The sequence below is a fragment of the Cohnella sp. GCM10027633 genome, assembly GCF_042675445.1.
Lineage (GTDB): Bacteria > Bacillota > Bacilli > Paenibacillales > Paenibacillaceae > Cohnella.
The window spans coordinates 458,041-483,564 of sequence record NZ_JBHTGV010000003.1 but is presented as its reverse complement, the minus strand read 5'-3'; the positions used below and the strand labels follow the sequence as shown (position 1 = coordinate 483,564).

Below are 25,524 nucleotides of genomic sequence, written 5' to 3'. Positions count from 1 at the left end.
GATGCGGCAGGGCGACATAAGAGCGTCATTAACTTGCATGTAATCGGAGGAGGAGCAATCGACTATGAGTAAAGTAATCGGCATCGACTTAGGCACCACGAACTCTTGCGTAGCGGTAATGGAAGGCGGCGAGGCGGTCGTCATCCCGAACGCGGAAGGCAATCGCACGACCCCTTCGGTCGTCGGCTTCAAGAAGGACGGCGAGCGCGTCGTCGGCGAGACGGCGAAGCGCCAAGCGATCACGAACCCCGACCGCACGATCAGCTCGATCAAGCGCCATATCGGCACGTCCCACAAGGAATCGATCGACGGCAAAGCGTATTCCCCGCAAGAGATTTCCGCCATCATCCTGCAGAAGCTGAAAGCCGACGCGGAAGCATACTTAGGCCAACCGGTCACGCAAGCCGTAATTACGGTTCCGGCATACTTTAACGATAGCCAGCGTCAAGCGACGAAGGACGCGGGCAGCATCGCGGGCCTAGAAGTTCTGCGTATCGTCAACGAACCTACGGCCGCGGCGCTTGCTTACGGCTTGGAGAAATCCGAAGATCAAACGATCCTCGTATTCGACCTTGGCGGCGGCACGTTCGACGTCAGCATCCTGGAGCTGGGCGACGGCTTCTTCGAAGTCAAAGCGACGAGCGGCGACAACCACCTCGGCGGCGACGACTTCGACCAAATCGTCATGGAATGGCTGTCCAACGAATTCAAAAAAGAACACGGCATCGAACTGTTGAAAGACAAGTCCGCGGTTCAACGTCTGAAGGACGCGGCGGAGAAAGCGAAGAAAGAGCTGTCCGGCGTCCTGTCGACGACGATCTCCCTGCCGTTCATCACCGTCGTGGACGGCGTGCCTCAGCACTTGGAGCTGACGCTGTCCCGCGCGAAATTCGACGAGCTGACGGCATCGCTCGTGGAACGTACGATGGCGCCTACGCGCCAAGCGTTGTCCGATGCGGGCATGACGCCTGCCGACCTCCACAAAGTCGTGCTCGTCGGCGGTTCCACGCGTATTCCCGCCGTCGTCGAAGCGATCAAGAAGCTGACGGGCAAAGAGCCGCATAAGGGCGTAAACCCGGACGAAGTCGTAGCGCTCGGCGCGGCGGTTCAAGCGGGCGTTCTGACCGGCGACGTGAAAGACGTCGTATTGCTCGACGTCACTCCGCTGTCTCTCGGCATCGAGACGGCCGGCGGCGTACTGACGAAGATGATCGACCGCAACACGACGATTCCGACGAGCAAGTCGCAAGTGTACTCGACGTACGCCGACATGCAGACGCAGGTCGAGATCCACGTCCTGCAAGGCGAGCGCGCGATGGCGAAGGACAACAAGACGCTCGGACGCTTCATCCTAAGCGATATTCCGGCCGCTCCGCGCGGCGTACCTCAGATCGAAGTCACGTTCGACATCGATGCCAACGGCATCGTCAACGTATCGGCGCTCGACAAGGGCACGGGCAAGAGCCAGAAGATCACGATCACGTCCTCGAGCGGCTTGAGCAAAGACGAAATCGAGCGCATGCAGAAGGAAGCCGAGCTGCACGCCGAGGAAGACAAAGCCCGTCGCGAGCTGATCGAGACGAAGAACGGCGCGGACCAATTGGTCTATACCGTCGAGAAGACGCTGAAAGACCTCGGAGACAAAGTCGACGCGGGCGAGATCGACAAAGCGAACGCGGCGAAGGACAAAGTAACCGAAGCGCTGAAAACCGACAATGCCGAAGAGATCAAAGCCGCGGCGGACGCGCTCAGCGAAATCGTACAACAGCTGTCGATGAAGCTGTACGAGCAAGCCGCGCAAGGCCAAGGCGCGCCTGAGGGCGGACCGGATGCCGGCCCCGCGCCGAAGAAGGATAACGTCGTCGACGCCGACTACGAAGTCGTGGACGAAGACAAGAAATAAGATAAGGAATCAAGTTGCAATAGATAGACAGAAAGTCAAAGCCGCTTCCGCCTAGGCGGGGCTGCTTTGACTTTCCTCATGAGGGAAAGTTAATTCGAGCCCGACGAGGATTTAAGTGTATCGAGGAGGCGGAGAAGTGGCCGACAAGCGGGACTATTACGACGTATTAGGGGTAGAGAAAAACGCCGGCGCGGAAGACGTCAAGAAGGCGTACCGCAATCTGGCTCGCAAATACCATCCGGACGTCAACAAAGCGCCGGACGCGGAAGCGAAGTTCAAGGAAGTGAAGGAAGCTTACGACGTGCTGAGCGACGATCAACAGCGCGCGCGCTACGACCAATTCGGCCATCAGGATCCTAACGCGGGCTTCGGCGGCGGGGGAGGCGCGGATTTCGGCGGCGGCTTCGGCGACATCTTCGACATGTTCTTCGGCGGAGGAGGCGGCCGGCGCGATCCGAACGCGCCGCAACGCGGCAACGATCTTCAATATACGATGACGATCGAGTTCAAGGAAGCGGTGTTCGGCAAGGAAACCGACATTAATATTCCGCGCACCGAGACGTGCGATACATGCCATGGCAACGGCGCCAAACCGGGTACGAAGCCGGAGACGTGCACGATTTGCCGCGGCTCCGGCCAGCAGGAAGTGGCTCAGAATACGCCGTTCGGCCGCATCGTCAACCGTCGCGCCTGCACGGGCTGCGGTGGTCGGGGCAAGATCGTCAAGGATCGTTGCGGCACTTGCTCGGGCAGCGGTCAAGTGAAGCGTCAGCGGAAGATCAACGTCAAGATCCCGGCCGGCGTCGACGACGGCTCGCAGCTTCGCGTAACCGGCGAGGGCGAAGGCGGCGTACGCGGCGGCCCGGCCGGCGACCTGTATATCGTGCTGCGGGTGAAGTCCCATGACTTCTTCGAGCGCGAAGGCGACGATATCTTCTGCGAAATTCCGCTTACGTTCGCGCAAGCGGCGCTCGGCGACGAGATCGAAATTCCGACGCTGACCGATAAGGTCAAACTGAAGATTCCTTCGGGCACGCAGACCGGGACGTACTTCAGGCTCAAGGGCAAAGGCGTGCCGAAGCTTCGCGGTTACGGCCAGGGCGATCAGCAGGTCAAGGTGACGGTCGTCACCCCGACGCAGCTGACCGACAGCCAGAAGGACCTGCTTCGCGAGTTCGCTCAGACGAGCGGCGAGTCGACGCACGAGCATCACGAGTCGATCTTCGAGCGGATGAAGCGGGCGTTCCGCGGGGACTAGTAGTTAGGTAGACGAAGAGCCGTCCTCGGGTTCGATAACGAACCCGAGGGCGGCTTTTGGTTTTGCCGCCGATTCGCATAACCTCCCCTACGATCGCGCACCCTATCGGAGATTGCCGGGCGATCGCAGCCCGCGACCAATAGGGAGGCGTGATTCATGATGACAAGACGCAATTTCGAAGAAGGACAGACAAGCAGCCAGCTTCCTATCGCATCCGATCAAGACGTGGAGTTCGCCGACGAGCTGGCGGACGAAGAAGACCAGGAAGCGCAAGAGCGGGCTGCGGCGGCGAATCGCCGCGTCACCGGGGAGGAGTAATCACCCTTGGAGACGCAATCTTTGCAGGCGGCGTTCAACTCGCAGCATGAAGCGGAATCGGCCATTCGCAAGCTGTCTTCGCTCCGCGCCGATCGATTCCGGCTCGAGAAGCTCGGCTCGGGCATCGGCGAGCCCGCGTCTACCGGCGTAATGGAGGCGGCGACCGAGCCGCACGATTACACCGACACGGACGGCATCTTCACGGACACGGCGGCCGCGTTCTCCGTCGAAGCGTCCAGCACGCTGGGGGAATTCGCCAGTCCGGAGGCTCTCTATTCGCTCTCGGTCGAGGTTCCGGGCTCGGCGACCGAACAAGCGCGCGAAGTCATCCGGCAGGCCGGCGGCATATTGGCGCCGTAACGAAAGACGGGCGCGTCTCTCCGGGAGGAGAGGCGCGTTTTTTGCGGCGGTAGGCAAATCGCGCTCGCTTCCTTTGCGCGGGCTAATTTGGAACGTGTATAATGAAGGGTACGAATGATCGGGCCGCATGGACTGCATGGGCTGCATACATAGGGGGAGTACGAATTGCGCTGGCACGAATTGACCGTCTTGGCGACGGAAGCGTCCCAAGAGATGGTTACGCATTACTTAACGGAATTGGGAGCGGGGGGCGTATCCGTCGAGGAAGGCTGGGACGAGAGCAAACCGCGCGATACGAAGTACGGCGAGCTGTACGACCGGCCGCTGAACGATATTCGCAAAGGCTACGCGGAGTTCAAAGCTTATTTCTCCGAGGGCACGGACATGGAACAGGTTGCGGAGGAGCTTCGCGTTCTGCTCGTCGGGCTTCCCGAATACGGCTATGATGCGGGCGAGTTCACGATCTCGACCGGCGACGTGCACGAGGACGATTGGGCCCACGCGTGGAAAAAATATTTCAAGCCGATCGCGGTAACCGAAAGGTTGACGATCAAGCCGACGTGGGAGGAATATACGCCTTCGAGGGAAGGCGAGCTGATCATCGAGATCGATCCGGGCATGGCGTTCGGCACCGGCACGCATCCGACGACCGCCCTGTGCTTGAAGGCGCTGGACAGCGCCATCTCCGGCGGCGAGCAAGTGATCGACGTCGGCACCGGCTCCGGCATTCTCGCGATCGGGGCGATCAAGCTGGGCGCGGACCGGGTACTGGCCGTCGATCTTGACCCGGTGGCGGTGAAGAACGCTGGCGAGAACGTCGCGCTTAACAAGTTGGAAGCCGTCATCGAGACGCGCGAGAGCGATCTGCTCGGCGTCCTGAACGAAGGGGATATCGGCGCAAGCGACCGCGCGAACCAAGTGAAGCCGCCGGTCGACATCGTCGTCGCGAACATTCTCGCGGAGATCATCCTGCTGTTCCTGGACGACGTCATGAACGTGCTTAAGCCCGGCGGCATCTATATCTGTTCCGGCATTTACAAGAACAAGGAGCTCGACGTCGAAGCGGGACTGCTTGCGGCCGGGTTCGAGATCGTAGACAAGCTCCGGCAGGAAGAATGGATCGCGTTCGTTGCCGGCAAGCCGAAGGGGGAGGACGAGTAATTGTTCTGGTTCGATTTAGAATATTTGCCGGTCATCATACTGATCATGCTCGTCTCGTTCACGGTGCATGAATGGGCGCACGCGTGGACGGCTTGGAAGTTCGGCGACGACACCGCGTACCGCGAAGGCCGGGTGACGCTCAATCCGAGGGCTCACCTCGATTGGCTCGGCATGCTGTTCCTGCTCGTCGCCGGCTTCGGTTGGGCGAAGCCGGTGCCGGTACGCCGCAGCCGGTTCAAGAACCCGCGCGTCATGAGCATTCTCGTGACGGCCGCGGGACCGATCAGCAATTTGCTGCTGGCGTTCATTATGGTGTTCCTAGTCGGCATGCTCGATCATTTCGGCGCATTCGACCAGGCAACGTTCCAAACGCTCGATCGCATTCAAATATTTATCGCTTTCTGGCTGCAAATCAATCTTGCACTGTTTATTTTTAACCTTATTCCTATTCCGCCGCTCGATGGTTATCGTATCGTAGAAGAGTTTTTACCGATTCGAACGCGCATCCTCATTCAAGAGAAGGCGCAATGGGCTACGTTTATCTTTTTCCTGCTCATCTTCATCCCGCCGTTGCGCGACGTGACGATCGGGCCGTTGATGGACTTGCGCGACCCGATCACGGAAGCGATGGTTTCTATCGTCAACGTATTCTTCTGATGATTGACCGGATGGTTTGACAGATTAAGCAAGTGGCGTATGAAGCCCATTCGAGGTATGATGGGGGATGGAGCAAGAGCGGGAGGCAACAGTCATGCAACGATATTTCGTGCCCCCGGCGCAGATGGGCTCGCAAGCCGTCTCGCTGGAAGGCGACGACGCCCGGCACCTGTCGCAGGTCATGCGGGCGAAGCCGGGCGATAAGTTCATCGCGTGCGACGGAACGGGCCGCGAGGCCGTCGCCAACGTCGTGACGGTCGGCAAAGACCGCGTCCAAGCGGACATCGTGGAAGAACGGACCGCTTCGTCCGAGATGGCTTGGCGCGTTACCGTCGCGCAAAGCCTTCCCAAGGGGGACAAGCTGGAAACCGTCATTCAGAAAGGAACGGAGGCCGGCGCGGCCGCGTTCCTGCCGTTCCTGTCCAGGCGCACCGTCGTCCAGTACGACGATCGCAAGGAAGCGAAGCGGATCGAACGATGGCGGAGGATCGCCAAGGAAGCCGCCGAGCAGAGCCATCGCGGCATCGTTCCCGAGGTGCTGCCGGTCTGTACGTGGAAAGCGCTCGTCGGCACGTTCGCGGGTTACGATCTGGTCCTGTTGTGCTATGAGGAAGAAGGACGGTCGGGCAACGGCCTGAAACGGTTGTTGAACGAATTCGCCGCGCGGGAAGCCGCTTCGCCGCGCGTGCTCGTTATCGTCGGGCCGGAAGGCGGCTTCGACGAACGCGAAGCGAAGGAAGCGGCGGCGGCCGGCGCGCAGACGGTCGGCTTAGGCAAACGAATTTTACGGACGGAGACGGCGGCGCTGTACGCGCTCGCTTGCCTCGCTTACGCGTCCGGAGAGCTAGGAGGAGATTAACATGCCGAACGTGGCATTCTATACGCTCGGCTGCAAGGTGAACTTCTACGATACGGAAGCGATCTGGCAGCTGTTCAAGAACGACGGGTACGAGCAGGTCGACTTCGAACAGACGGCGGCCGACGTCTACGTCATCAACACGTGCACGGTGACGAACACCGGCGACAAGAAGAGCCGGCAGATCATTCGCCGCGCGGTGCGCCGCAACCCGGAAGCGATCATCGCCGTAACCGGCTGCTACGCGCAGACGTCGCCGGCGGAGATCATGGCGATTCCAGGCGTCGACCTCGTCGTCGGCACGCAGGACCGCGATAAGCTGATGACGTTCATCGCAGACATCCAGAGCGACCGCAAGCCGATGAACGCGGTGCGCAACATCATGAAGACGCGCGAGTTCGAGGAGCTGGACGTACCGGACTTCTCCGATCGGACGCGCGCTTTCCTGAAGATTCAAGAAGGCTGCAACAACTTCTGCACGTTCTGCATCATTCCTTGGTCCCGCGGCCTGTCGCGCAGCCGCAAGCCCGACAGCGTATTGGAGCAAGCGCGCCAGCTCGTGGCGTCCGGGTACAAGGAGATCGTCCTGACGGGTATCCATACGGGCGGTTACGGCGATGATCTCGAGAACTACAGGCTCGCGAACCTGCTGTCCGATCTCGATAAGATCGACGGTCTGGAGCGCATTCGGATCAGCTCGATCGAAGCGTCCCAGATCGACGAGCAGATGATCAAGGTGCTGAACAGCTCTCCTAAGATGTGCCGTCATTTGCATATTCCGTTGCAAGCGGGAGACGACGCGATTCTGAAGCGGATGCGCCGCAAGTACACGACCGAGGAATTCGCGGAGAAGATCCGTTTGCTTCACGAAGCGATGCCGGGCGTCGCGATCACGACGGACGTTATCGTCGGATTCCCGGGAGAGACGGAGGAGCAATTCGAGAACGGCCTCCGTTTCATGGAACGGATGAAGTTCGCCGAGATGCACGTATTCCCGTATTCGAAGCGGACGGGTACGCCCGCCGCTCGAATGGAAGACCAGGTCGACGAGGAGATCAAGCACGAGCGCGTGCACAAGCTGATCGACTTGTCAGAACGGATGCAAGCCGCGTACGGCCGCGAATGGGTCGGCAAGACGCTCGACGTCATTCCGGAGCGCGAAGCGAAGGGGCGCGAAGGGCAAGGTCTCGTGTCCGGCTATACGGACAACTACATTCAAGTCGTGTTGAACGGCGATCCGTCGCTCATCGGCAAGCTTTGCCGCGTGCGGATTACGGATTCCGGCGTTAACGAATGCGAAGGGCAGCTGCTCGAAGTTATCGACGCGGACCGTCCGGTCGCGCTGCAAGCATAAGGGGAAGAGCGGAGATTTCATTCCGGGCAAGCCGGGCGCGCGTCGCCTATCTTGCGCGGGTTGAAGTCTCTTTGCTCATCATCGGGGAGAGATGACGGATGACGAAGGAAATATCGGCGGGAGGCGTCGTGTACCGGCGCCGGGACGGCGGGTTGGAAATTCAGCTGATCGAGGACCGGTTCGGGAAGATGACGCTAGCCAAAGGCAAAATGGAGCCCGGAGAGACGATCGAACAAACGGCGCTGCGAGAAATCGAGGAAGAAACCGGACTCGTCGGCGAGCTTAGGGACAAGCTGACGGTCATCGGCTATACGTACGAGCATGCGACTCTCGGCACGGTCGAGAAGGAAGTGCATTATTATCTCGTCGAAGCGCGCGAAGGACGGCTCGTCGCGCAAGTCGAGGAGATTACGGGCGTAGGCTGGTACGATCCGGATACGGCATGGAGGCTCCAACTGGAGCAAGGCTACGACAACAACGACGACGTGCTGCGCCTTGCGCTGGACAAGCTTGACCGAGGCGCGCGCGAAGGCACGGGGGCGTAAAAGGTGGCAGAAGCGAGTCAACTTCCGATCTGGCGGCCGGGGCAGCCGCTCGCGGGCTTCGTCGATTATACGCACTTGGTCGCGGAATCGGGGGCCAAGGAACTGCATGCGCTGTGCGACGCCGCAGAAGCGGGCGGCTTCCGCAGCGTATGCGTGAACGGCGGCTGGGTTCGCCTGTGCCGGGAACGGCTTGGCGGCACGAACGTCAAAGTAAGCGCCGTCGTCGGTTACCCGCTCGGCGCGCAGGCTACGCGGGCGAAGGCGTTCGAAGCGGCGGCCGCCTTAGAGGACGGCGCATCCGAGATCGATATGGTGCTCGCCGTCGGCAGGCTGAGGGACGGGGATACCGAGGCGGTGCTGCGCGACATCTCGGCCGTCGTTCAGGCGGTGCAAGGCGGCGCGCTCATTAAGGTAATCATGGAGACGGGTTACTTGAACGAAGAACAAGTCAGGCTCGGTTGCCGGTTAGCCGCCGAAGCGGGCGCGAATTACGTGCAGACGGCTACCGGCTACGGGGGCAAAGGCGCGACCGACGAAGACGTGCGCTTGCTGCGGGAAGCGGTCCCCGCCGACATCGGCGTGAAGGCGTCCGGCGGCATTCGCGACGCGAAGACCGCGATCGCGCTGCTGAACGCCGGCGCGAACCGGATCGGCACGAGCGCGGGCATCGCCGTGGCGATGGGAGGGCAATAATCTCGCTCCCTTACGTCGATCGAAGCTCCGAAGGGTTGCGCCATCGCGGCAAGTAGGCGAGCGGCAGCGCGACGAGCGAACAGAGTACGTTGAAGATCGTCTGCGCGTGAGCGATCTGGGCGGAAGGATCGCCCGGCGATATTGCCGCCGCCGCTGCGTGCAGAGCGCCGATGAGAGGGTAGAACGACAACGCCCCCGCGGAGTTGAGCGCGAGCTGGGACAGCGCGACGAACCGCCCGCCCCGGCCTCCGCCGAGCGAGGCGACGAGGCCCGTGAAGCAGGTGCCGACGTTGGCGCCGAGCACGATGGCGATGCCGGCTTCCGGGGGGAGGGCGCCGGTTGCGGCTAACCCCATGCTCAGAGCGATAACGGCGGCGCTCGAATGGACGAGCGCGGTAAGCGCCGCTCCTCCGAGCACGCCCCATACGGGATTGTCGGCGGCACGGCGCATGAGCGCGTCGAACGTACCGCTCGCCTGCAGCGACGGGCCCATGCCCTGAAGGATCTGGAAGCCGAGCAACAGTAGGCCGAAGCCGCCGAGGGCGACGCATACATAACGGAGCATTAACGCTTGCTTGGACGGCGGGGCGGAGATACGGACCTCGTAGAGTAGAGCGGTGATCATCCATCCGATCAAGGCGGCCGCGAAGATGGAGAACCCGAAGCGGTGGAGCTTCAGGCTCATGAGTTCGGTCGTGAGGCAGGTCCCGACGTTCGTGCCGAGAATGATGCCGAAGCTGCGCGAGAGCGACAGCCAGCCGGCGTTGACGAAGCCGATCGTCAGGACGGTGACGGCCGTGCTGCTCTGCAGGAGAGCGGAGGCGGTCGTGCCGACGGCGAAGCCGCGCAGCGGCGTCGCGGCCATGCGGGCGACCCATTGCGACAGCCGCTGTCCTGCCCAGCGTTGCAAGGCGATCTCCATCACCTTCATGCCCGACAAGAGCAGCGCGAATCCGAGCAGCGACGGGACGACGATAGCGAGTAGCATAACGATTATCCTTCCTGCCGCATGGCGGTGCTAGGGACGAGTTCTCCTACCAACCTATGCGGATACGGGACAACATATTATGAACGAACGAGGAGCGTGAAGACGAATGGCAACGAAAGCGGCCGTATGGCTGAACAAGGGAAGAAGGCCTCGTCTGGAGGAGGGGCATCCGTGGATATACGCGAACGAGATCGCCAAGACGGAGGGCGAAGCCGAGCCGGGCGGCCTGATCGAGGTGAAGGATCATCGCGGCATGCTTCTCGGAACCGGTTACTATAATCCCGCGTCTCAGCTTACGGTGCGGATCGTGTCGTACGGAACGCTGGACGCGATGGACGAGGACTTCTTCCGCACGAGGTTCGCCCGCGCGCAGGCGCACCGGAAGCGGTTTCTCGGAGAAGACGCGTCGTGCCGTCTCGTGTACGGCGAGGCGGATTTCCTTCCGGGCCTGGTCGTCGACCGATTCGGGAGCGTGCTCGTCGTGCAGGTGTTGACGCTCGGAATGGCGAAGGCGCAGGAGGCGTGGCTTCCCGCGCTGATCGACACGTTCAAGCCGACGGGCGTATACGAGCGCAGCGACGTCGGCGTGCGGACGCTCGAAGGGTTGGAAGAGCGTACGGGGGTCCTGTACGGAGAATGCCCGCGGTATATCGAGATCGAAGAGAACGGACTGAAGGTTCAGGTGGACATCGAAGGCGGTCAGAAGACCGGCTATTTCTTCGACCAGCGAGAGAATCGCGCGGCGATCGCTCCGTTGATCCAGGGCTGGGGCGCGCGCAGCGGCATCGTGACCGAGGAGCGGGACGGCGTACGCGTGCCGGTCAACGCCAAGGGAAGCGTCGTTACGTTCCCGTACTGGGACGGCGCGACCGTGCTCGAGTGCTTCGCGCACACGGGCAGCTTCACGCTCCATGCGTGCAAGTACGGCGCCAAGAAAGTGACGTGCCTCGATATTTCGGAGCATGCGCTGGAGACGGCCCGGCACAACGTCGGGCTTAACGGCTTCGAAGACCGCGTCGAATTCGTGGCGGCCGACGCTTTCGAATACTTGCGCGGGCAAGTAAAGGGACGCGAGGAGCGCGCGGCTCGGGGCGGCGGCGCGAAGGTGGATACCTCCAAGCCGCTCGCGGCGGAAGGACGCACTTGGGACGTTATCATTCTCGACCCTCCCGCGTTCGCGAAGACGAAACGGGCGGTCGAAGCCGCTTGCCGGGGATATAAGGATATCAATCTGCAGGCGATGAAGCTGTTGAACGAAGGCGGCTATCTCGTGACCGCCAGCTGCTCCTACCACGTTCGTCCGGAGCTGTTCCTCGAGTCGATCCAGGAAGCGGCCAAAGACGCGGGCAAGATTATCCGGCGCGTCGAATGGAAGGGCGCGGGCAAAGACCATCCGCAGCTCGCCGGCGTCGAAGAAGGGCATTATTTGAAATTCGGAATTTTCGAAATTCGAACCCGAAAAGCTCTATAAAACACGAAAATGTTCGTTCGACGTTTTTCGACACATTTCGTTAAGAAAGTGTTAGCAAAATTCGTCTTTCGAGCCCTTTCCGTTCATGAACATTTTTAACGCCTTCGGATTATGTTTATAGCATAGGAAGAAGGAACGGAGGGGAACGAAGATGGTGCAAGATGTGATTCTATTCGGCAAACGCGCGGTGCCGCTCGACAATCGGGCGAAGGCGCCGAGCAGCAGAAGCCGGTTCACGAGCCGCATTCGGGCCATGTCGGACGATCTCGACTTTCGTCGCAGGTGGAAGCATGTCAGTTATATCGAGCTCTGGTCGGACGCGGCGATATTCCGGTACGACGACGGCAGCAAGTGGTACATGAACATTTCGTAAGACGGTACGGACACCGAGAATATAGAGCGGGTTGTAACGAGCGCAGCGCGCATCCGAATACGGATGCGCGCTGCTTGTTTGCGCGTGCCAAGCCGGAGTCGTCGGCATCGTTAAGCGTTGCGGTTCCGGTACAGCAAGTAGATGAAGAAGGGGGCCCCGACCCCGGCCGTGAACACGCCGACCGGGATGTCGTACGGAGGGAAGGCGACGCGGGCTACGGTGTCCGCGACGACGACGGTGATGCCGCCGATGAGCGCGGATACCGGAAGCGCGCCTCCGAACGACGGGCCGACCAGCTTGCGGGCCATATGGGGCGCGATCAGGCCGACGAAGGAGATCGAGCCGCCGGCCGCGACGGCGACGCCGGCCAGCGCGACGCTGACCATGAGCAGCGCGAACCGTTGCCGCTGAACGGCGCTGCCGACGCTCGCCGCGACGTCGTCGCCCAGCTGGAGCGCGTTGACGTTGCGCGCGAGCAGCCAAGCGGCGGGCAGGAAGACGGCGATCCAAGGCGCGATCATGCCGACGAGCCCCCAATCGCTTCCGTATACGGTGCCGACGAGCCAGACGTAAGCTTGCGAGGTCGAGTAATCCGGGTTCTTCAGCAGCATCACCTTGGTCGCCGCCGCGAGCAGGAAGTTGATCCCGATGCCGATCAAGACGAGCCGGATCGACGTGACGCCGCGCTTCCAGGCCAGCAAGTAGACGATGAGCGAAGCCGCGGCCGCGCCGGCCAGCGCTGCCGCGGGCAGCCAGACGATGCTGATCGTTCCCGATAGATAGCTGATGAAGGCGACGGCCGCGACCGAAGCCCCGCTCGTGATGCCGATGATGTCCGGAGAAGCGAGCGGATTGCGGATGATCCCTTGCAGAATCGAACCCGCGACGGCCAGTGCCATCCCGACGAGCAGGGCGACGACGACGCGAGGGAGCCGCAGCGTCCGGACGACGAAGCGGTGCTCCACGGAACCTTCGCCGAGCATCGCGCGGACGACGTCGAACGGATGGATGCGCATGTCGCCCAGCGCGACGCCCGCGACGACCGCGGCGATGCACGCGGCGGCTAGCGCGAAGACGATCAGCAGCGTCTTCTTATGGATCAATTGGGAGGCGGCGGGCTTGCCGATACGAACGGCGATCCATGCTTTCATTTCTTGACGATCTCCTTTCGCGCGATGACGATGAACGCCGGGATGCCGACGATCGCGGTCATGACGCCGACCGGCAGTTCTTCCGGCCGGATGACGAAGCGGCCGGCGATGTCTGCGACCACGACGAGAAGCGCGCCTATTACCGCGCTATAGGGGACGAGCCACCGGTAGTCGCTGCCGGCGAATAATCGGGCGATCGTCGGAACGACGAGGCCGATGAAGCCGACGGGACCCGCGACGGCGACGGAACCGCCGGCCAACGCGACGACGATGAGCCCGACGGCCAGCTTCACGAGAACCGTCCGCTGTCCGAGTCCCCGAGCGGTGTCGTCGCCCATCGAGAGCGCGTTCATGTGCCGGGAGATCGCCAACGCCGCGAGCCAGCCCGCGGCCATAAGCGGCACGACCGCCTTCAGCATGTCGAGCGACCTTCCCGCCACGGAGCCCGTTAACCAGAACATGACTTGGTTCAGCCCGTCCTCGTTAAAGACGAGCATGCCCTGGGTGAACGAAGAGAACAAGGCGCCTAGCGCCGCCCCGGCTAGGATCACCTTGAGCGGCGTCAGTCCGTCCCGGCCGAGAGAGCCGAGCGCGTATACCGCGATGGCGGCGATAGTCGCCCCCGCGAAGGAGATCGCCGTCTGTGCGGCCAACGAGGAGACGGACAGCTGGGTCGCGGCGAACACGACGAAGAACGAGGATCCGTAGTTGATGCCGAGCACGTTCGGATCGGACAGCGGGTTGGCGGTCAACCCTTGCATCAACGTGCCCGCAATGGCGAGGCTGGCTCCGATCGCCGCCGCGGTCAGCGCCCGCGGCAGCCGCGAAGTCTGCACGATGACTTGGGCGTCCGATTGCGTATCGTAGTTCGAGAAAGATTGGTATACGTCCGTCCAAGATATCGCCGTCAGCCCGTAGGCCATGCTGGCAAGCAGCGCGGCGGCGAGCAGGAGCAAGCCGATCGCGAGCCCGGCGGCCTTGGACGAATTCGATGCGAAGAGCCTTGCCATTCTGTCACTCCAGTCCCGCGACAAGAGAAAGAATGAGCCGACGGCTCATTCTTTCTGCTGTTACGCGTTATTATCCGCAATGGTAAGGCGCGCTCTTACAGATCGAGGTAGAAGTAGAGGTCGTCCAGCATCATCTTCGCGGCGGTTGCGCCGCCGGACAGGTTCCACGTCACGTCGTTGACTTGGTAGTACTTCTTGTTCTGAACCGCCTTGAGGTTGCTCCACAGCGGGTTCTTCTGCCATTCTTCCTGCGTCTTGAACTCGTCTCCGCCATGGTTGCTCGACGTGATATCGAAGATGATATCGCCGTTCATGAGCGGAATCTGTTCCTGAGAGTCCAGATCGACGAACGTCTTGTTGGAATCCCGCTGCGACTTCGGACGGTTCAAGCCGACTTCGTCGAGGATGGAACCGGCGAACCCGGTGACGTAGATGCGCGCCGTTCCGTCATCGTAGAAGCGCACGATCGACACTTCGCTGGTCGCCTTGCCGCCGAGCTTGGACTTGATGTCCGCCACTTGCTTGTTCCAATCGCTCATGAACGCCGCGGCCACGGGTTCTTTGTTGACCGCTTTGGCGACGAGATCGAGATTCGATTTCCATTCGAACAGTTGGTCGACGTACAGCGTCGGCGCGATCTTGGACAGCTGCGAGTAGATTTTCTCGTGGCGCGTCTTCGCTCCGACGATCAGGTCCGGTTTCAGCGCGACGATCGCTTCGATGTTCGGCTGCAGCTCGCTGCCGAGATTTTTGACGCCGCTCATGTCCGCGCGAAGGTAATCGTACCACGGCGCCTGTACCCAAGATTCGACCGCGCCGACCGGCTTCACGCCGAGCGTCAGCGAGATGTCGACGACTCCGTTCACCAGCACGACGACACGTTTCGGCACCGACGTCAGCGTCGTTTCGCCCATCGCGTGCTTGATCGCGCGCTTGGTCTCGATGCTCGCCGTCCGGGAGGAGGCGTCCCAGTTGACCCACGCGCCGAGCGACTTGCCGATCAGGCCGAACGGGACGAGCGTGCGTCCGTTCTTGGAGACGACTTTCGTGCCGATCGCGACCGATTGCCCGTTGACGAGCGCTTGGTTGCTGCCGACGGTGAATTGCAAGGTCGTCGCGCCTTTCTTGAAGGACAATTTCTTCGTCTTGGCGTCGAGAGAGGCCGTTGCGCCGAGCTTGGCGGCCAGATCGTCGTATGCGACGAGGGTGACGCCGCCGGCGACGACCGGAGCGGCGTTGCCGCCGAGCGATTGCCCGTCGATCGTGACCTTGATCGGATTCGCGGCGCTCGCTGCCAACGGCAGCGATACGGCGGCCAACAGGAGGGAGAGGCATAAGACCAGCGTGCGGAACGAGAAAGTTTTCATGAGAACGAAAGTCCACCTTTCAGGGGTATGTGATATTGATAATCATTATCATTACATAGCATACAAGCATCCATGTCAACATAAATTTTCCAACGGGTTCACGCCGAGAGGTGGTCGCGGATTCGACGCTCGGCGCGAGACAAGAGGACGGAATTAGCCGCCGGCTTGGTCCGATAGCTGCCTGAAAGCCTGATAGAGCTCGTAATCAAGCTGCAGCAAAGCAGCGAAGTCCAGCGACTCCCGACTCGTCAACGCCGACAAATCGTCGATCTTGCCTTGAATGAAATCCGCCGAATCCGGGTATGCCTCGCGCGTCTTGTCCTTGACGTCCGACCAGGAACCCGCGATGCGTCCGGCAATGTTCGATACCGCGGCCGCGTCCTCGTCTTCCGCAGCGGCCTTTAACTCTTTCGCGAGATCGCGGATGCCCTCGATCGATTGTTCCAGCTTCAATCCGGACTGATCGGCCGATTTCGACGCGTCTTCGCTATCGTTCAGAATCGAGCCGACCGCAGCTTCGTTGGTTTTCTCGTCGTCTTTGCGATTCTCCTTCGCCGGGCGAGGTGTAGGGACGGGCTTATCGGCTGCCTTCGTCGCGACGGGCGTCTCCGCGTCTTCCCCGGCATCGGACGAAGCTTGCGCGGGTTGCTCCCCGGAAGCAGCCGGTTCCGTCGATGGATCGTTGCCCGGATCGGCGGAGGCGATTTCGGTTGCATTCGCGTCTTCCGGGCTTGCCGACGGGGCGGTTTCCTTCGATTCGACGGCCGGATCGGCCGATCCGACGTACCGGTCCGCCGAGGGCCCGCCGCTGCAGCCCGCGGCCAGGCATAGCGATGCCGCAAGCGTCAACGCGTATATTCGTTTCATCATCGTCCCTCCGTATTCAGCCAACGTTCAGGTTTAGTCACCGGAAATTATTGTAATAAAGTTACCACCGATTGGCAATCATTTTCTGATAATAATTCTCATTATCATTGACAGAGAAAGGAAAAACTGAGTAAAGTTATAGGTGAGCGCGAAGGGACGAAGTCAAGATACATAAGGAGTTGAACCGCGTGAACGCATTGGATGCCCGCTGCTTATCGGTCGGTTACGGACAAGAGCCGATCTTCGAAGATTTGAGCCTATCGATAGACAAAGGCAAGATTACCGCCTTGATCGGGCCGAACGGCTGCGGCAAGTCGACGCTGTTGCGCACGATGGCGCGGTTGCTCAAGCCTAACGGCGGGGAAGTGCTGCTCGACGGACATAGCATCGCCCGGTTGCCGACCAAGGAAGTGGCCAAACGGTTGGCTTTGCTGCCGCAAGGACCGTCCGCGCCGGACGGATTGACCGTCCTGCAGCTCGTCAAGCAAGGGAGATATCCGTACCAGAGCTGGTTGCGGCAATGGTCGTGGGAAGACGAGAGAGCGGTTCGAAGCGCGCTGGAGACGACCGGACTGGCGGACCTTGCGGAGAAGCCGGTGGATGCCTTGTCGGGAGGCCAACGGCAACGCGCGTGGATCGCGATGGTACTGGCGCAAGGCACCGACATGATCCTGCTCGACGAGCCGACGACGTATTTGGACTTAACGCACCAGATCGAGGCGCTCGACTTGCTGTACGCGCTCAACGAGCGCGAAGGGCGAACGATCGTGATGGTGCTGCACGATATTAACCTGGCATGCCGTTACGCCCACCGGATCGTCGCGGTTCGCGACCGGCAGGTGTGGGCGGAAGGCGCTCCGGAGGACGTCGTCACCGAGTCCATGATCGAGGCCGTCTTCGGCCTGCGAGCCAAGATCGTCCGGGATCCGCTGTACGGGACGCCGATGTGCGTGCCTTGGGGCAACGGCCGGAAAATCGCGATGCACGTATCGGAGGGAGCATGATGGAGAGAGCGTTCGACCATGCGCAACGCGAAGCGTTGACGGGAGAATACCGCTTGGCCGCCGAGCCGTCGGATAACCGGGATTATTCGTTGCCCGCGGTCGGCTTATTGGACAACGAAGCGGCAATCGGTTATCTGGAGCGGGTCAACGCGATCTTCGAAGCGTCGACCCGAACGGCGACGGCGTCGTTGTTCGCGAAGCGCTACAGCTGCCTGACGCTTGCTTCAAGCTTGTACGCGATGGGCGCGTATGACATCGGCATGAACGTTGAGATCGGGAATTGCCACGTCGAATCGCACCATCAGGGACGCGCATGGCTTCCGCGGCTGAGGCTGGAAGATTGGGCGACGACGAAGCCGGCGGAAGGCGATCGCGAGCGGTGGCGAGACGACGTCCTGCGGGGGATATTCGCCGGCAACCTGACGCGAGTCTGGCAGTCGTTGGCTAAGGCCGGTCCGGTGTCCAAGGCCGTCTTGTGGGAGAATACGGCGATCTACGTGTTCTGGCTGTACGAGAGCAAGTTCGAGGAAGGGCTCGGCGACGAGGCCGTCGCCCGCATTCGCGACGATTACGACTATATCGTCCGGCGCGCGCCGGGGGAGCTTTTCGGAGAGACCCGCAATCCGCTGACCAAGTTCGACGGCCCGATGGTCGTTACGAGCGCCTCGGAGAAGCCGCTGCGCCTTCGCAAGACGTGCTGTTATTACTATCAGGCGACGGACGAGCCGTACGATTATTGTCCGAGCTGTCCGAAGATCAAGCAAGAAGTGCTCGTCGGCAGCTAACGTAAAGTCCGGAAGTGCATAGGAGATTACTTACGAGCGGCGCCCGTTCCCATTGGAAACGGGCGCTTATTTTCTATCAAAATAAGGATTGACAGCTACAAACACTAACTTTATGATAATATCTGGAATTGATATTGAGTATCATTATCAATTACCTGAAAGGAGAGAGCGTATGCGGACAGGACTGGAGGGATGGCGTTGAACCGGAGTCAAACCGAGGACGCGCGAGAACAAAATCGACTAATTATGCGGAAAGCGGGGGAATTAGGGATCAAGGGAAGAAGGTTGCTTCCCGGCAGCGAGCAGTTCCTGGAGCTCGAACACGAAGGCAAGCGCATCGTCGTCAACCGCACGCGGTCGAACAAAATGACGCTAATGGCGGGGTTACTGGCGCAAAACAAGCAAGCGTCGAACGTGCTGTTCGAGCGGTACGGCTTGCCCGTGCCCGCCTATGCGGTCGTCGAGTCGGCGGGGGAGGAAGCGTTACGCTTCCTGCGGGAGCATCGACTCGTCGTGGCGAAGCCGCTGGACCGTAGCCGCAGCGTCGGCGTGACGCTGCGCGTGAGCGAAGAAGCGCAATTGGAGCGGGCCGTGGAGGAAGCGCTTCGGCATAGCCATCACGTTATGCTGCAACGGTACGTCGAAGGCATCGATATTCGGGTGCTCGTCGTGGACGGCCATGCGGTCGGAGCGCTGGAGTATCGACCCGCGGCTATCGAGGGGGACGGCGTAACGACGATCCGCGGGCTGATCGATCGGCTGAACGACGAGCATTCGAATCGCGGCGACGCGATCGGCTCGTTCCGCGCGATCGACCTTGCGTCGGCGCCGATGCCCGGCATATTGGCGTCTTCCGGCAGAAGACCCGACGACGTCCTCCGATCGGGCGAGCGGTGGGAGCTGTTTGCCGGCGACAATTTGTCGGCGGACGACGTCGTCGAAGTACCGGTCGACCGTTCCGCCGATCTTCATCCCGACACCTTCGCGGCGGCCGTGCTCGCGGCCGAAGCGCTCGGTCTCGACGTCGCGGGCGTCGATCTGCGATGCCGCGACGCGAGCCTTCCGCTAGGGGATGACAACGGCGGCATCATCGAAGCGAACGCGCTTCCCGATATGATAGATCCTTATTTGCTCTTCCGTCATGGCACCGCCGACGTGTTCGAGCTGTATTTGCGCTACTTATTCGATCTCTGAGGGAGAGGCTGTACCGATGTTGACGACACGCGCCGACGAGGCGTATTTGAGGCTGCAGAACGAGCGGGAATCGAATGCCCGATCGTACCCGCGCCGGTTCCCGCTCGTCATCGACAAGGCGGCGGGACTGACGATTACCGATACGGAAGGCCGAACCTATTACGACTGCCTGGCGGGCGCGGGAACGTTGGCGCTCGGCCACAATCACGACGTCGTCGTGGCTGCGATCGAGGACGTGCTCAGGCGGCGCATTCCGCTGCATACGCTCGATCTGGCCACGCCGTTGAAAATCGAATTCATGCAGGAGATCGTCTCGCTCTTGCCGGACGGCCTGCGAGAGACGGCCAAGATCCAGTTCTGCGGCCCGACGGGCGCGGACGGAGTGGAAGCGGCGATCAAGCTGGTCAAGACCGCCACAGGCGGCAAGTCGATTCTCGCTTTTCACGGCGGCTATCACGGATCGACGCAAGCGACGATGGCGATGAGCGGCAATCTGAGCAAGAAACGCCATCTGCAGAGTTTATTGCCCGACGTGCACTTTCTTCCTTACCCGTACGAATACCGGTGCCCGTTCGGCGTCGGCGAAGGACGCACGGGAGAGCTGAGCGCGCGGTACATCGAGAACGTGTTGGACGATTGCGAGAGCGGCATATCCGCGCCGTGCGGCATCATCGTCGAGACGGTGCAAGGCGAGGGAGGCGCGGTGCCGGCCGATCTCGAATGGCTGCGGCAACTGCGCCGCATCACCGCGGAACGGGGCATTCCGCTCATTATCGACGAAGTGCAGACCGGCATCGGGCGGACGGGGACCATGTTCTCCTTCGAGCATGCGGGCATCGTGCCGGACGTCGTCGTCTTGTCGAAGGCGATCGGAGGAAGCTTGCCCATGTCTCTCATCGCGTACAAGGGCGAGTTGGACCGCTGGCAGCCGGGCGCTCATACGGGAACGTTCCGGGGCAATCAGCTGGGCATGGCGACCGGGCTCGCCACGCTGCGGTACATCCGCGAGAACGGCGTGCTGGATAACGTCGCCGCGCGGGGAGCGCAGCTATTGGGAGGCTTGCGCGCGTTATCGGGCGAGCACGAGGAGATCGGGGACGTACGCGGCCGCGGCCTGATGATCGGCGTCGAAGTCGTCGATCCCCGAGGCAAGCGGGACCGTCTCGGCCATTATCCGGCGAGCGGCGAATTGGCCGCCGCGATTCAAGAGCGTTGCTTGCACGGGGGACTGATCGTCGAGTCGGGCGGTCGGCATTCGGCCGTCCTTCGTTTCCTTCCGCCGCTGACGATTACCGAACGGGAGACGGAGGAAGTGCTGGCGATCTTCCGGAGAGCCGTCGCGGAAGCGACGTCCGCGCGGCGATCGTGCTGATTCCCTCCGCGGTCGGGAAGCACGGAGTATTGATCGCCGTCCTGGTCGGGACATTCTCGCTCGTGCTGACGAACAGCGCCTTCAACGTGTTGCTGCCGAGCCTGACGGAGCTGTACGGCATATCGGCATCGCTCGGCGGCTGGATCATCTCGCTGTACGCGCTAGCCATGACACTGACGATGCCGCTCGCGGCGCTCGTCGTCGACCGTCTGGGACGGAAGCGGACGTACTTGCTCGGCCTCGGGCTGTACGGCGCGTTCTCCGCGATAGGCGGTTTGTTCGCCGCTCACGTGTCGGTCATTCTGCTCATGCGCGTCATGCACGGCATCGCCGCCGGGCTATTGATCCCGTTGTCGTTGGCGCTGCTGTTCGACCATTACGGCGACTCCAAGCGCGGCCGCATCGTCGGCGTCTGGGGCATGCTGCTGACGATCGCGCCGGCGATCGGCCCGACGCTCGGCGGCGTCATGATGCAATTCGGACATTTGCCGCTGCTGCTATGGGCCAACGTACCGCTCTCGCTGCTCGCGCTTCTGTTGTGCCGTTCGCGGATTCGGGCATACGAGCCGGTTCGCCGGAAGACGATTCGATTGGCAGGCATCGCGCTTCTCGCATCGGGCATCGCGTCGATCTGCTTCGGCATCCAGCTGTTCGCCGCATCGGGGGAGTCGCGGGGATTCGCGGTCTTCCTGCTGCTGCTCGGCATCGCGCTGCTGGCCGTATTCGTTAAGCGCGAGAACCGGATGAAGGAGCCGCTCATCCGCTACCGCCTGCTGCGACGCAATTCTCTGTTCGCGGCTTCGCTCGCGGTCTCGACGATTCAGGACGTCGCGATGTTCGGCGTGCTGTTCGCGTTGCCGCTATTGTTCCACGAGGTGATCGGGCTATCGCCTTCCGTCGCCGGCGCCATGTTCGTGCCCGTGGCCGTCTGCACCAGCTTGTTCGGTTGGATCGGCGGCCGCTGGGTCGACGACGGCCGGCCGCTCGGCTATATCGCCTGGGGCATCGCGCTCATGGCGGCTTCGTCGTTCGCGTTCTTCTTCGTCGGTCCGGGCGCTTCCTTCATCGTCGTTCTAACGCTCATGACGCTGCGCGGAATCGGCAACGGGTTGTCCGACATGACGATGACGACGATCGGCTTGAACGCGCTGCCGAACGAAGACACGCACGAGGGCGCGTCGTTGTCGAACACGCTGCAGCGTCTCGTCTCGTCGTTCGCCGTCCTGTTGTTGGCGCTCTACTACGACATTCGCACGGAAGCGCTCGCGCTGGCTGGCATGACGTCCGCCGCGTCCAGCCGTACGGCTTTGCAAGAAGAGTGCGTCGCGCTCGGCTGCCTTCTGGCGGCATCGCTGCCGCTCGTCTACTATATCAGCAGGAAAAGAGGGGATACCGTTGTCCGAGACGGAACAGCGACGACGGCATGACGCCCTTGACAGGGCCGTGCGGCAAACGTGCCGGTCGCTTCTGAATTGTTATATCCGGGAACTCGCTGGCGAGGCGCCAGGGCTGTTCTCGGTCGATGCGCGCACCGGCGCTTACGAGCTTGCCTTCCCCGCCAGCGGCGTCTCGCTGTCCGGGACGATGCGTTATTCGCCGATGGGAGAGCACGACTACGACAGCTGCCGGGTCAAAGGCGGCTGCCCGTTGACGGACGGCGAGCTGGCGGGTTGGATCGCGAAGGAAGCTCGCGAACGGATCGGCGGCATTACGGACGAGATGGAAGAGGAATTCGCCAAGCGCGTCGCCGACAGCCGGGACAATATCGCCCTGTTCGTTCGCGAACGCGGATCGGCCCGGATCGTAGACTACTTGTCGTCGGAGCAGTCGTTGCTGTTCGGTCATCCGTTCCATCCGTATCCGAAGAACACGATCGGCTTCTCGAATGCCGACGTCATGCGATACGCGCCCGAGCTGCGGGCAAGCTTCCGGTTATGTTATTTCGCCGTTCGCAAGCACGCTTACCGCGAGGAGTGGCTGGCCGGGGTCAGGCGGATCGGTCATCCCCGCGGCGCGCTCGATCGGGCGAGGGAAGCGTTCGGGGGCGACGCGAGCGACCATGGCTTATTGCCCGTTCATCCGTGGCAATACGGACGTCTCCTTTCGTTGCCGGCGATTCGCCGCAGCATCCGCGAAGGCGTACTCGTGCCGCTCGGCGGCTGCGGTCCGATCGCGTATCCGACGTCGTCCGTGCGGACGGCGTACGTACCCGACATGAATTGCAACCTGAAGCTTCCGCTCGATATCCGAATCACGAATTTGACAAGAAACAATACGCGCGAACAGATGAGACGGACGATGGACGCCGCCGCTTACTTGCGACTCGCCGGATGTTTCGCGGATGAGCCGCATACGTTCGTCGCCAGCGAAGAAGGCGTCCAGGGATGCGCGCTGGGAGACGAGGCGCTCGAATCGCTCCTGACGGTCGCATACCGGCCGGTCGCGTTCGATCCCGCGTCGACCTACGTGCTGGCAAGCTTGGTGGAGGCGCCGATCGCGGACGAGCCTCCGCGGCTCGGGCGCGTCATGGAGCGGGACGAAGCCGAACGCTGGCTGAGACGCTACTTGGACATTTCGCTGCTGCCGCTCGCGAGAATCGCGGATAGCAGGGGCATACATTTCGAGGCGCATCTGCAGAATTCGCTGGTCGTCGTCCGGGACGGCATGCCGGAGTCGTTCATCGTGCGCGACCTGGAAGGCGTCAGCGTCGAACGGGACCTTGCGCTTCCCGGCGCGGACGTCGGAGGTCCATTGTTCTATTCGCGGGAACAGGCGCGGGCGCGCACGGTCTATTATTTCGTCGTGAACCATTTGGGCTCGCTCCTACGCGCGATCGCGCGGGATATGGGCGCCGACGAGTCTCGGTTATGGGCGATCGCCAGGGAGAAGCTGGAGCAACAACGGAACGCGACAGGCAACGAATTCGCGCGGTATCTGCTGTCGGCGGACGCCTTCCCGGCCAAGCGGAATTTGGCGAGCTGTCTCGCCGGCCATGGAGAGACGCCTTCGTACGCGGCGGTCCGCAATCCGATGACAAGCAAGGAGAGTGAGAACAGTGAAGCTCGGCACCAATATCGGTAATACCCGGCGCGACGCCTTCGCGGCAGCATCGGAACGGGTGATGCGGCAGACGCTGGAAGCGTTGTTATTCGAAGGCATCATCGAAGCTCGCCAATTGGAGAATACGTGGCATTTTACCGGCAGGACGGTCGAAGGGGCGGAAGTCGGCTACGCTTGCGAGGCGTCGAGGAAGGCATCGTTCGGCCGGGTGCGAATCGCGGCCGGCACGATCCGCAGGGAAGGCAATACGTGCGCGGACGCGTTCCTGTTCTTGGAAGAAGTCGTGCAGAACGCGATCGAAGGACCTCTCGTCTCCGCGTTCATCCGCGAGCTGCTCGAGACGCTGGCCAAAGACAGCCAATCCAAGGATCAAGAGCCGGATCGCGTTCCGGAGCGAGACCGCCATTACGAAGCGCTGGAAAGCCACATGATGGACGGTCACCGCTACCATCCCGCGTACAAATCGCGCTTAGGCTTCTCGTTGGCGGACAACGCGGCGTTCGGGCCCGAATTCGATCAAGAGGTCGGTTTGTATTGGGTGGCGGTGTCGGAAACCTATATCGACGCGGCATTGGCCGCAGGGCGATCGGTAGACGAACTATACGAAGCGCACCTGACCGGCGAAGACCGGCGGCGCTTCGAACGGGCGGTCGCGGAGCACGGCTTGCCGGGCGTCCGCTACTCGTACTTGCCGGTCCACCCCTGGCAGATGGAGCACGTCGTGCCTACCGTCTTCGCGGCCCAGCTGGCCGGCGGGGACATCGTGCCTCTCGGACCGTCCACGCGTCCGTACCGGGCGCAGCAATCGATACGAACGCTGTCGCTGCGAGGCGAGCCGGCCCCGTACCTCAAGCTGTCGCTCAGCCTCGTGAACACGTCCACGAGCCGCATTCTGGCCCAGCATACCGTGCTTAACGCGCCCCTCATCGCCGACTGGATGGATCGCATCGCGAAGAGCGACGAATGGCTGCGAAGAGAGCGGTTCGAGCTGCTGCGCGAATGGGCGGGCGCGACGTTCCGCTACGACAAGCTGTCCGCCGTCCAATACAAGATCGCCTACGGCACGCTGGGCACGATCGCGCGCGAGAACGTCGCCGTACATTTGGCGGAAGGCGAAGAGGCATGGCCGTTGAACGCGGTGTTCTACGAACAGCGCGACGGGGAACCGTTCATCGCTCCCGCCGTGCGCCGCCACGGACTCGAAGCGTGGAGCGGGGCGCTCGTCCGGACGCTCGTCCGGCCGATCGTCCACCTGCTGTACGCCCACGGCATCGCGCTCGAATCGCACGCGCAGAACATTATCCTCGTGACGGTGAACGGCTTGCCGACGCGCATCATCGTTAAGGATCTGCACGACGGCGTCCGCTACGTCCCCGGCCTGCTGCGTCATCCGGAGTGGGAGCCGGAGCTTCGTCCGGAGCCGGAGACGCACCGCGCGTTCAACCGTTATTCGTTCCTGCGGGCTTCTAAGGCAGCCGAGGTGCGGGATTATACGCTGGACGCCTTCTTCTTCATCTGCATGTCGGATATTTGCTTCGCGCTAGAGGCGCTTGGACTGGACGAGCGAACGTTCTGGCGGACGTGCGCGGAAGCGATCGCCGAGTACGAGCGCGAGCATCCGGACTTGGCGGAACGCTTCGCCCTGTTCGACTTGTTCGCCGACGACGCGCTCATCGAAGAGATGACGAAGCGGCGAATCTACGGTGACGGACAGCTGTTCTTCCGCAAAGCCGACAACCCGCTGCGGGCGGCGAGGTACGGCGCGCGATGAGGAAGA

24 protein-coding genes are annotated in these 25,524 nt (G+C 61.8%); 19 read left to right on the top strand and 5 right to left on the bottom strand.

Features of this window, described 5'->3' with window-relative positions; all coding sequences use genetic code 11:
- The first annotated feature begins 64 nt into the window (after positions 1 to 64).
- The 10 genes from dnaK to deoC all read left to right on the top strand — a co-directional run bounded on the left by dnaK (position 65) and on the right by deoC (position 9,105).
- Complete coding sequence (gene dnaK, locus ACFQZG_RS11420) at positions 65 to 1,903, top strand: molecular chaperone DnaK (RefSeq protein WP_378152465.1); 1,839 nt, start codon at positions 65 to 67, stop codon at positions 1,901 to 1,903.
- A gap of 136 nt (positions 1,904 to 2,039) precedes the next feature.
- A complete protein-coding gene (gene dnaJ, locus ACFQZG_RS11415; RefSeq protein WP_378152463.1) occupies positions 2,040 to 3,161 on the top strand; it encodes a molecular chaperone DnaJ in 1,122 nt (373 codons plus the stop codon).
- Positions 3,162 to 3,317: 156 nt separating this feature from the next.
- Positions 3,318 to 3,479, top strand: a complete 162-nt coding sequence (locus ACFQZG_RS11410; RefSeq protein ID WP_378152461.1) for a YfhD family protein — start codon at positions 3,318 to 3,320, stop codon at positions 3,477 to 3,479.
- A 6-nt stretch (positions 3,480 to 3,485) separates the two neighbouring features.
- Positions 3,486 to 3,839: a hypothetical protein gene (locus ACFQZG_RS11405; protein WP_378152459.1), complete on the top strand. Its 354-nt coding sequence runs from the start codon at positions 3,486 to 3,488 to the stop codon at positions 3,837 to 3,839.
- A gap of 165 nt (positions 3,840 to 4,004) precedes the next feature.
- A complete protein-coding gene (prmA, locus tag ACFQZG_RS11400; RefSeq protein WP_378152457.1) occupies positions 4,005 to 5,000 on the top strand; it encodes a 50S ribosomal protein L11 methyltransferase in 996 nt (331 codons plus the stop codon).
- Positions 5,001 to 5,657: a site-2 protease family protein gene (locus tag ACFQZG_RS11395; protein WP_378152455.1), complete on the top strand. Its 657-nt coding sequence runs from the start codon at positions 5,001 to 5,003 to the stop codon at positions 5,655 to 5,657. It begins immediately after the preceding gene.
- Positions 5,658 to 5,751: 94 nt separating this feature from the next.
- A complete protein-coding gene (locus ACFQZG_RS11390; RefSeq protein WP_378152453.1) occupies positions 5,752 to 6,516 on the top strand; it encodes a 16S rRNA (uracil(1498)-N(3))-methyltransferase in 765 nt (254 codons plus the stop codon).
- 1 nt (position 6,517) lies between these two features.
- Entirely contained in the window at positions 6,518 to 7,867 is a 1,350-nt protein-coding gene (mtaB, locus tag ACFQZG_RS11385; RefSeq protein ID WP_378152451.1) for a tRNA (N(6)-L-threonylcarbamoyladenosine(37)-C(2))-methylthiotransferase MtaB, read from the top strand.
- 98 nt (positions 7,868 to 7,965) lie between these two features.
- Entirely contained in the window at positions 7,966 to 8,412 is a 447-nt protein-coding gene (locus ACFQZG_RS11380; RefSeq protein WP_378152449.1) for an NUDIX hydrolase, read from the top strand.
- Positions 8,413 to 8,415: 3 nt separating this feature from the next.
- Positions 8,416 to 9,105, top strand: a complete 690-nt coding sequence (gene deoC / locus ACFQZG_RS11375) for a deoxyribose-phosphate aldolase (RefSeq protein ID WP_378152447.1) — start codon at positions 8,416 to 8,418, stop codon at positions 9,103 to 9,105.
- A gap of 10 nt (positions 9,106 to 9,115) precedes the next feature.
- Here deoC and ACFQZG_RS11370 read toward each other — a convergent pair whose 3' ends face one another.
- Positions 9,116 to 10,093, bottom strand: a complete 978-nt coding sequence (locus ACFQZG_RS11370; protein WP_378152445.1) for a Na/Pi cotransporter family protein — start codon at positions 10,091 to 10,093, stop codon at positions 9,116 to 9,118.
- A gap of 106 nt (positions 10,094 to 10,199) precedes the next feature.
- Between ACFQZG_RS11370 and ACFQZG_RS11365 the strand changes: the two genes are divergently transcribed.
- Together ACFQZG_RS11365 and ACFQZG_RS11360 are read left to right on the top strand one after the other, a co-directional pair.
- Complete coding sequence (locus ACFQZG_RS11365; protein WP_378152443.1) at positions 10,200 to 11,564, top strand: class I SAM-dependent rRNA methyltransferase; 1,365 nt, start codon at positions 10,200 to 10,202, stop codon at positions 11,562 to 11,564.
- A gap of 151 nt (positions 11,565 to 11,715) precedes the next feature.
- Positions 11,716 to 11,937: a hypothetical protein gene (locus ACFQZG_RS11360; protein WP_378152441.1), complete on the top strand. Its 222-nt coding sequence runs from the start codon at positions 11,716 to 11,718 to the stop codon at positions 11,935 to 11,937.
- A gap of 110 nt (positions 11,938 to 12,047) precedes the next feature.
- Here the strand turns inward: ACFQZG_RS11360 and ACFQZG_RS11355 are convergent, their stop codons facing one another.
- The 4 genes from ACFQZG_RS11355 to ACFQZG_RS11340 all read right to left on the bottom strand — a co-directional run bounded on the left by ACFQZG_RS11355 (position 12,048) and on the right by ACFQZG_RS11340 (position 16,332).
- The gene (locus tag ACFQZG_RS11355) at positions 12,048 to 13,088 is read right to left on the bottom strand and encodes a FecCD family ABC transporter permease (RefSeq protein ID WP_378152439.1); all 1,041 of its coding nucleotides are present in this window, start codon (positions 13,086 to 13,088) and stop codon (positions 12,048 to 12,050) included.
- A complete protein-coding gene (locus ACFQZG_RS11350) occupies positions 13,085 to 14,098 on the bottom strand; it encodes a FecCD family ABC transporter permease (RefSeq protein WP_378152437.1) in 1,014 nt (337 codons plus the stop codon). The genes ACFQZG_RS11355 and ACFQZG_RS11350 overlap by 4 nt, the downstream gene beginning before the upstream one ends.
- Positions 14,099 to 14,193: 95 nt before the next feature.
- Complete coding sequence (locus ACFQZG_RS11345) at positions 14,194 to 15,465, bottom strand: ABC transporter substrate-binding protein (RefSeq protein ID WP_378152435.1); 1,272 nt, start codon at positions 15,463 to 15,465, stop codon at positions 14,194 to 14,196.
- Between the two features lie 153 nt (positions 15,466 to 15,618).
- Positions 15,619 to 16,332, bottom strand: a complete 714-nt coding sequence (locus tag ACFQZG_RS11340; protein ID WP_378152433.1) for a hypothetical protein — start codon at positions 16,330 to 16,332, stop codon at positions 15,619 to 15,621.
- A gap of 188 nt (positions 16,333 to 16,520) precedes the next feature.
- Between ACFQZG_RS11340 and ACFQZG_RS11335 the strand changes: the two genes are divergently transcribed.
- The 7 genes from ACFQZG_RS11335 to ACFQZG_RS11305 all read left to right on the top strand — a co-directional run bounded on the left by ACFQZG_RS11335 (position 16,521) and on the right by ACFQZG_RS11305 (position 25,518).
- Positions 16,521 to 17,336: an ABC transporter ATP-binding protein gene (locus ACFQZG_RS11335; protein ID WP_378152431.1), complete on the top strand. Its 816-nt coding sequence runs from the start codon at positions 16,521 to 16,523 to the stop codon at positions 17,334 to 17,336.
- The gene (locus ACFQZG_RS11330; RefSeq protein WP_378152429.1) at positions 17,336 to 18,121 is read left to right on the top strand and encodes an IucA/IucC family C-terminal-domain containing protein; all 786 of its coding nucleotides are present in this window, start codon (positions 17,336 to 17,338) and stop codon (positions 18,119 to 18,121) included. The genes ACFQZG_RS11335 and ACFQZG_RS11330 overlap by 1 nt, the downstream gene beginning before the upstream one ends.
- Before the next feature lie 198 nt (positions 18,122 to 18,319).
- Complete coding sequence (locus ACFQZG_RS11325; RefSeq protein WP_378152427.1) at positions 18,320 to 19,315, top strand: ATP-grasp domain-containing protein; 996 nt, start codon at positions 18,320 to 18,322, stop codon at positions 19,313 to 19,315.
- 16 nt (positions 19,316 to 19,331) lie between these two features.
- Complete coding sequence (locus ACFQZG_RS11320; RefSeq protein WP_378152425.1) at positions 19,332 to 20,687, top strand: diaminobutyrate--2-oxoglutarate transaminase; 1,356 nt, start codon at positions 19,332 to 19,334, stop codon at positions 20,685 to 20,687.
- 29 nt (positions 20,688 to 20,716) lie between these two features.
- Positions 20,717 to 22,114, top strand: coding sequence for an MFS transporter (locus tag ACFQZG_RS11315; protein ID WP_378152423.1), 1,398 nt, complete (start codon positions 20,717 to 20,719; stop codon positions 22,112 to 22,114).
- The gene (locus ACFQZG_RS11310; protein ID WP_378152421.1) at positions 22,083 to 23,768 is read left to right on the top strand and encodes an IucA/IucC family protein; all 1,686 of its coding nucleotides are present in this window, start codon (positions 22,083 to 22,085) and stop codon (positions 23,766 to 23,768) included. Before ACFQZG_RS11315 ends, ACFQZG_RS11310 begins: the two co-directional genes overlap by 32 nt.
- The gene (locus ACFQZG_RS11305; RefSeq protein ID WP_378152419.1) at positions 23,743 to 25,518 is read left to right on the top strand and encodes an IucA/IucC family protein; all 1,776 of its coding nucleotides are present in this window, start codon (positions 23,743 to 23,745) and stop codon (positions 25,516 to 25,518) included. Before ACFQZG_RS11310 ends, ACFQZG_RS11305 begins: the two co-directional genes overlap by 26 nt.
- The last annotated feature ends 6 nt before the right edge of the window (positions 25,519 to 25,524 follow it).

What these genes read in the sequence shown, in the direction of transcription:
- dnaK (WP_378152465.1), top strand. Translation starts at nt 65, where the DNA reads ATGAGTAAAGTAATCGGCATCGACTTAGGCACCACGAACTCTTGCGTA.
- ACFQZG_RS11350 (WP_378152437.1), bottom strand. Translation starts at nt 14,098, where the DNA reads ATGGCAAGGCTCTTCGCATCGAATTCGTCCAAGGCCGCCGGGCTCGCG.
- ACFQZG_RS11330 (WP_378152429.1), top strand. Translation starts at nt 17,336, where the DNA reads ATGGAGAGAGCGTTCGACCATGCGCAACGCGAAGCGTTGACGGGAGAA.
- ACFQZG_RS11345 (WP_378152435.1), bottom strand. Translation starts at nt 15,465, where the DNA reads ATGAAAACTTTCTCGTTCCGCACGCTGGTCTTATGCCTCTCCCTCCTG.
- ACFQZG_RS11370 (WP_378152445.1), bottom strand. Translation starts at nt 10,093, where the DNA reads ATGCTACTCGCTATCGTCGTCCCGTCGCTGCTCGGATTCGCGCTGCTC.
- ACFQZG_RS11365 (WP_378152443.1), top strand. Translation starts at nt 10,200, where the DNA reads ATGGCAACGAAAGCGGCCGTATGGCTGAACAAGGGAAGAAGGCCTCGT.
- ACFQZG_RS11355 (WP_378152439.1), bottom strand. Translation starts at nt 13,088, where the DNA reads ATGAAAGCATGGATCGCCGTTCGTATCGGCAAGCCCGCCGCCTCCCAA.
- ACFQZG_RS11320 (WP_378152425.1), top strand. Translation starts at nt 19,332, where the DNA reads ATGTTGACGACACGCGCCGACGAGGCGTATTTGAGGCTGCAGAACGAG.
- mtaB (WP_378152451.1), top strand. Translation starts at nt 6,518, where the DNA reads ATGCCGAACGTGGCATTCTATACGCTCGGCTGCAAGGTGAACTTCTAC.
- ACFQZG_RS11380 (WP_378152449.1), top strand. Translation starts at nt 7,966, where the DNA reads ATGACGAAGGAAATATCGGCGGGAGGCGTCGTGTACCGGCGCCGGGAC.
- ACFQZG_RS11360 (WP_378152441.1), top strand. Translation starts at nt 11,716, where the DNA reads ATGGTGCAAGATGTGATTCTATTCGGCAAACGCGCGGTGCCGCTCGAC.
- ACFQZG_RS11340 (WP_378152433.1), bottom strand. Translation starts at nt 16,332, where the DNA reads ATGAAACGAATATACGCGTTGACGCTTGCGGCATCGCTATGCCTGGCC.
- ACFQZG_RS11390 (WP_378152453.1), top strand. Translation starts at nt 5,752, where the DNA reads ATGCAACGATATTTCGTGCCCCCGGCGCAGATGGGCTCGCAAGCCGTC.
- ACFQZG_RS11410 (WP_378152461.1), top strand. Translation starts at nt 3,318, where the DNA reads ATGATGACAAGACGCAATTTCGAAGAAGGACAGACAAGCAGCCAGCTT.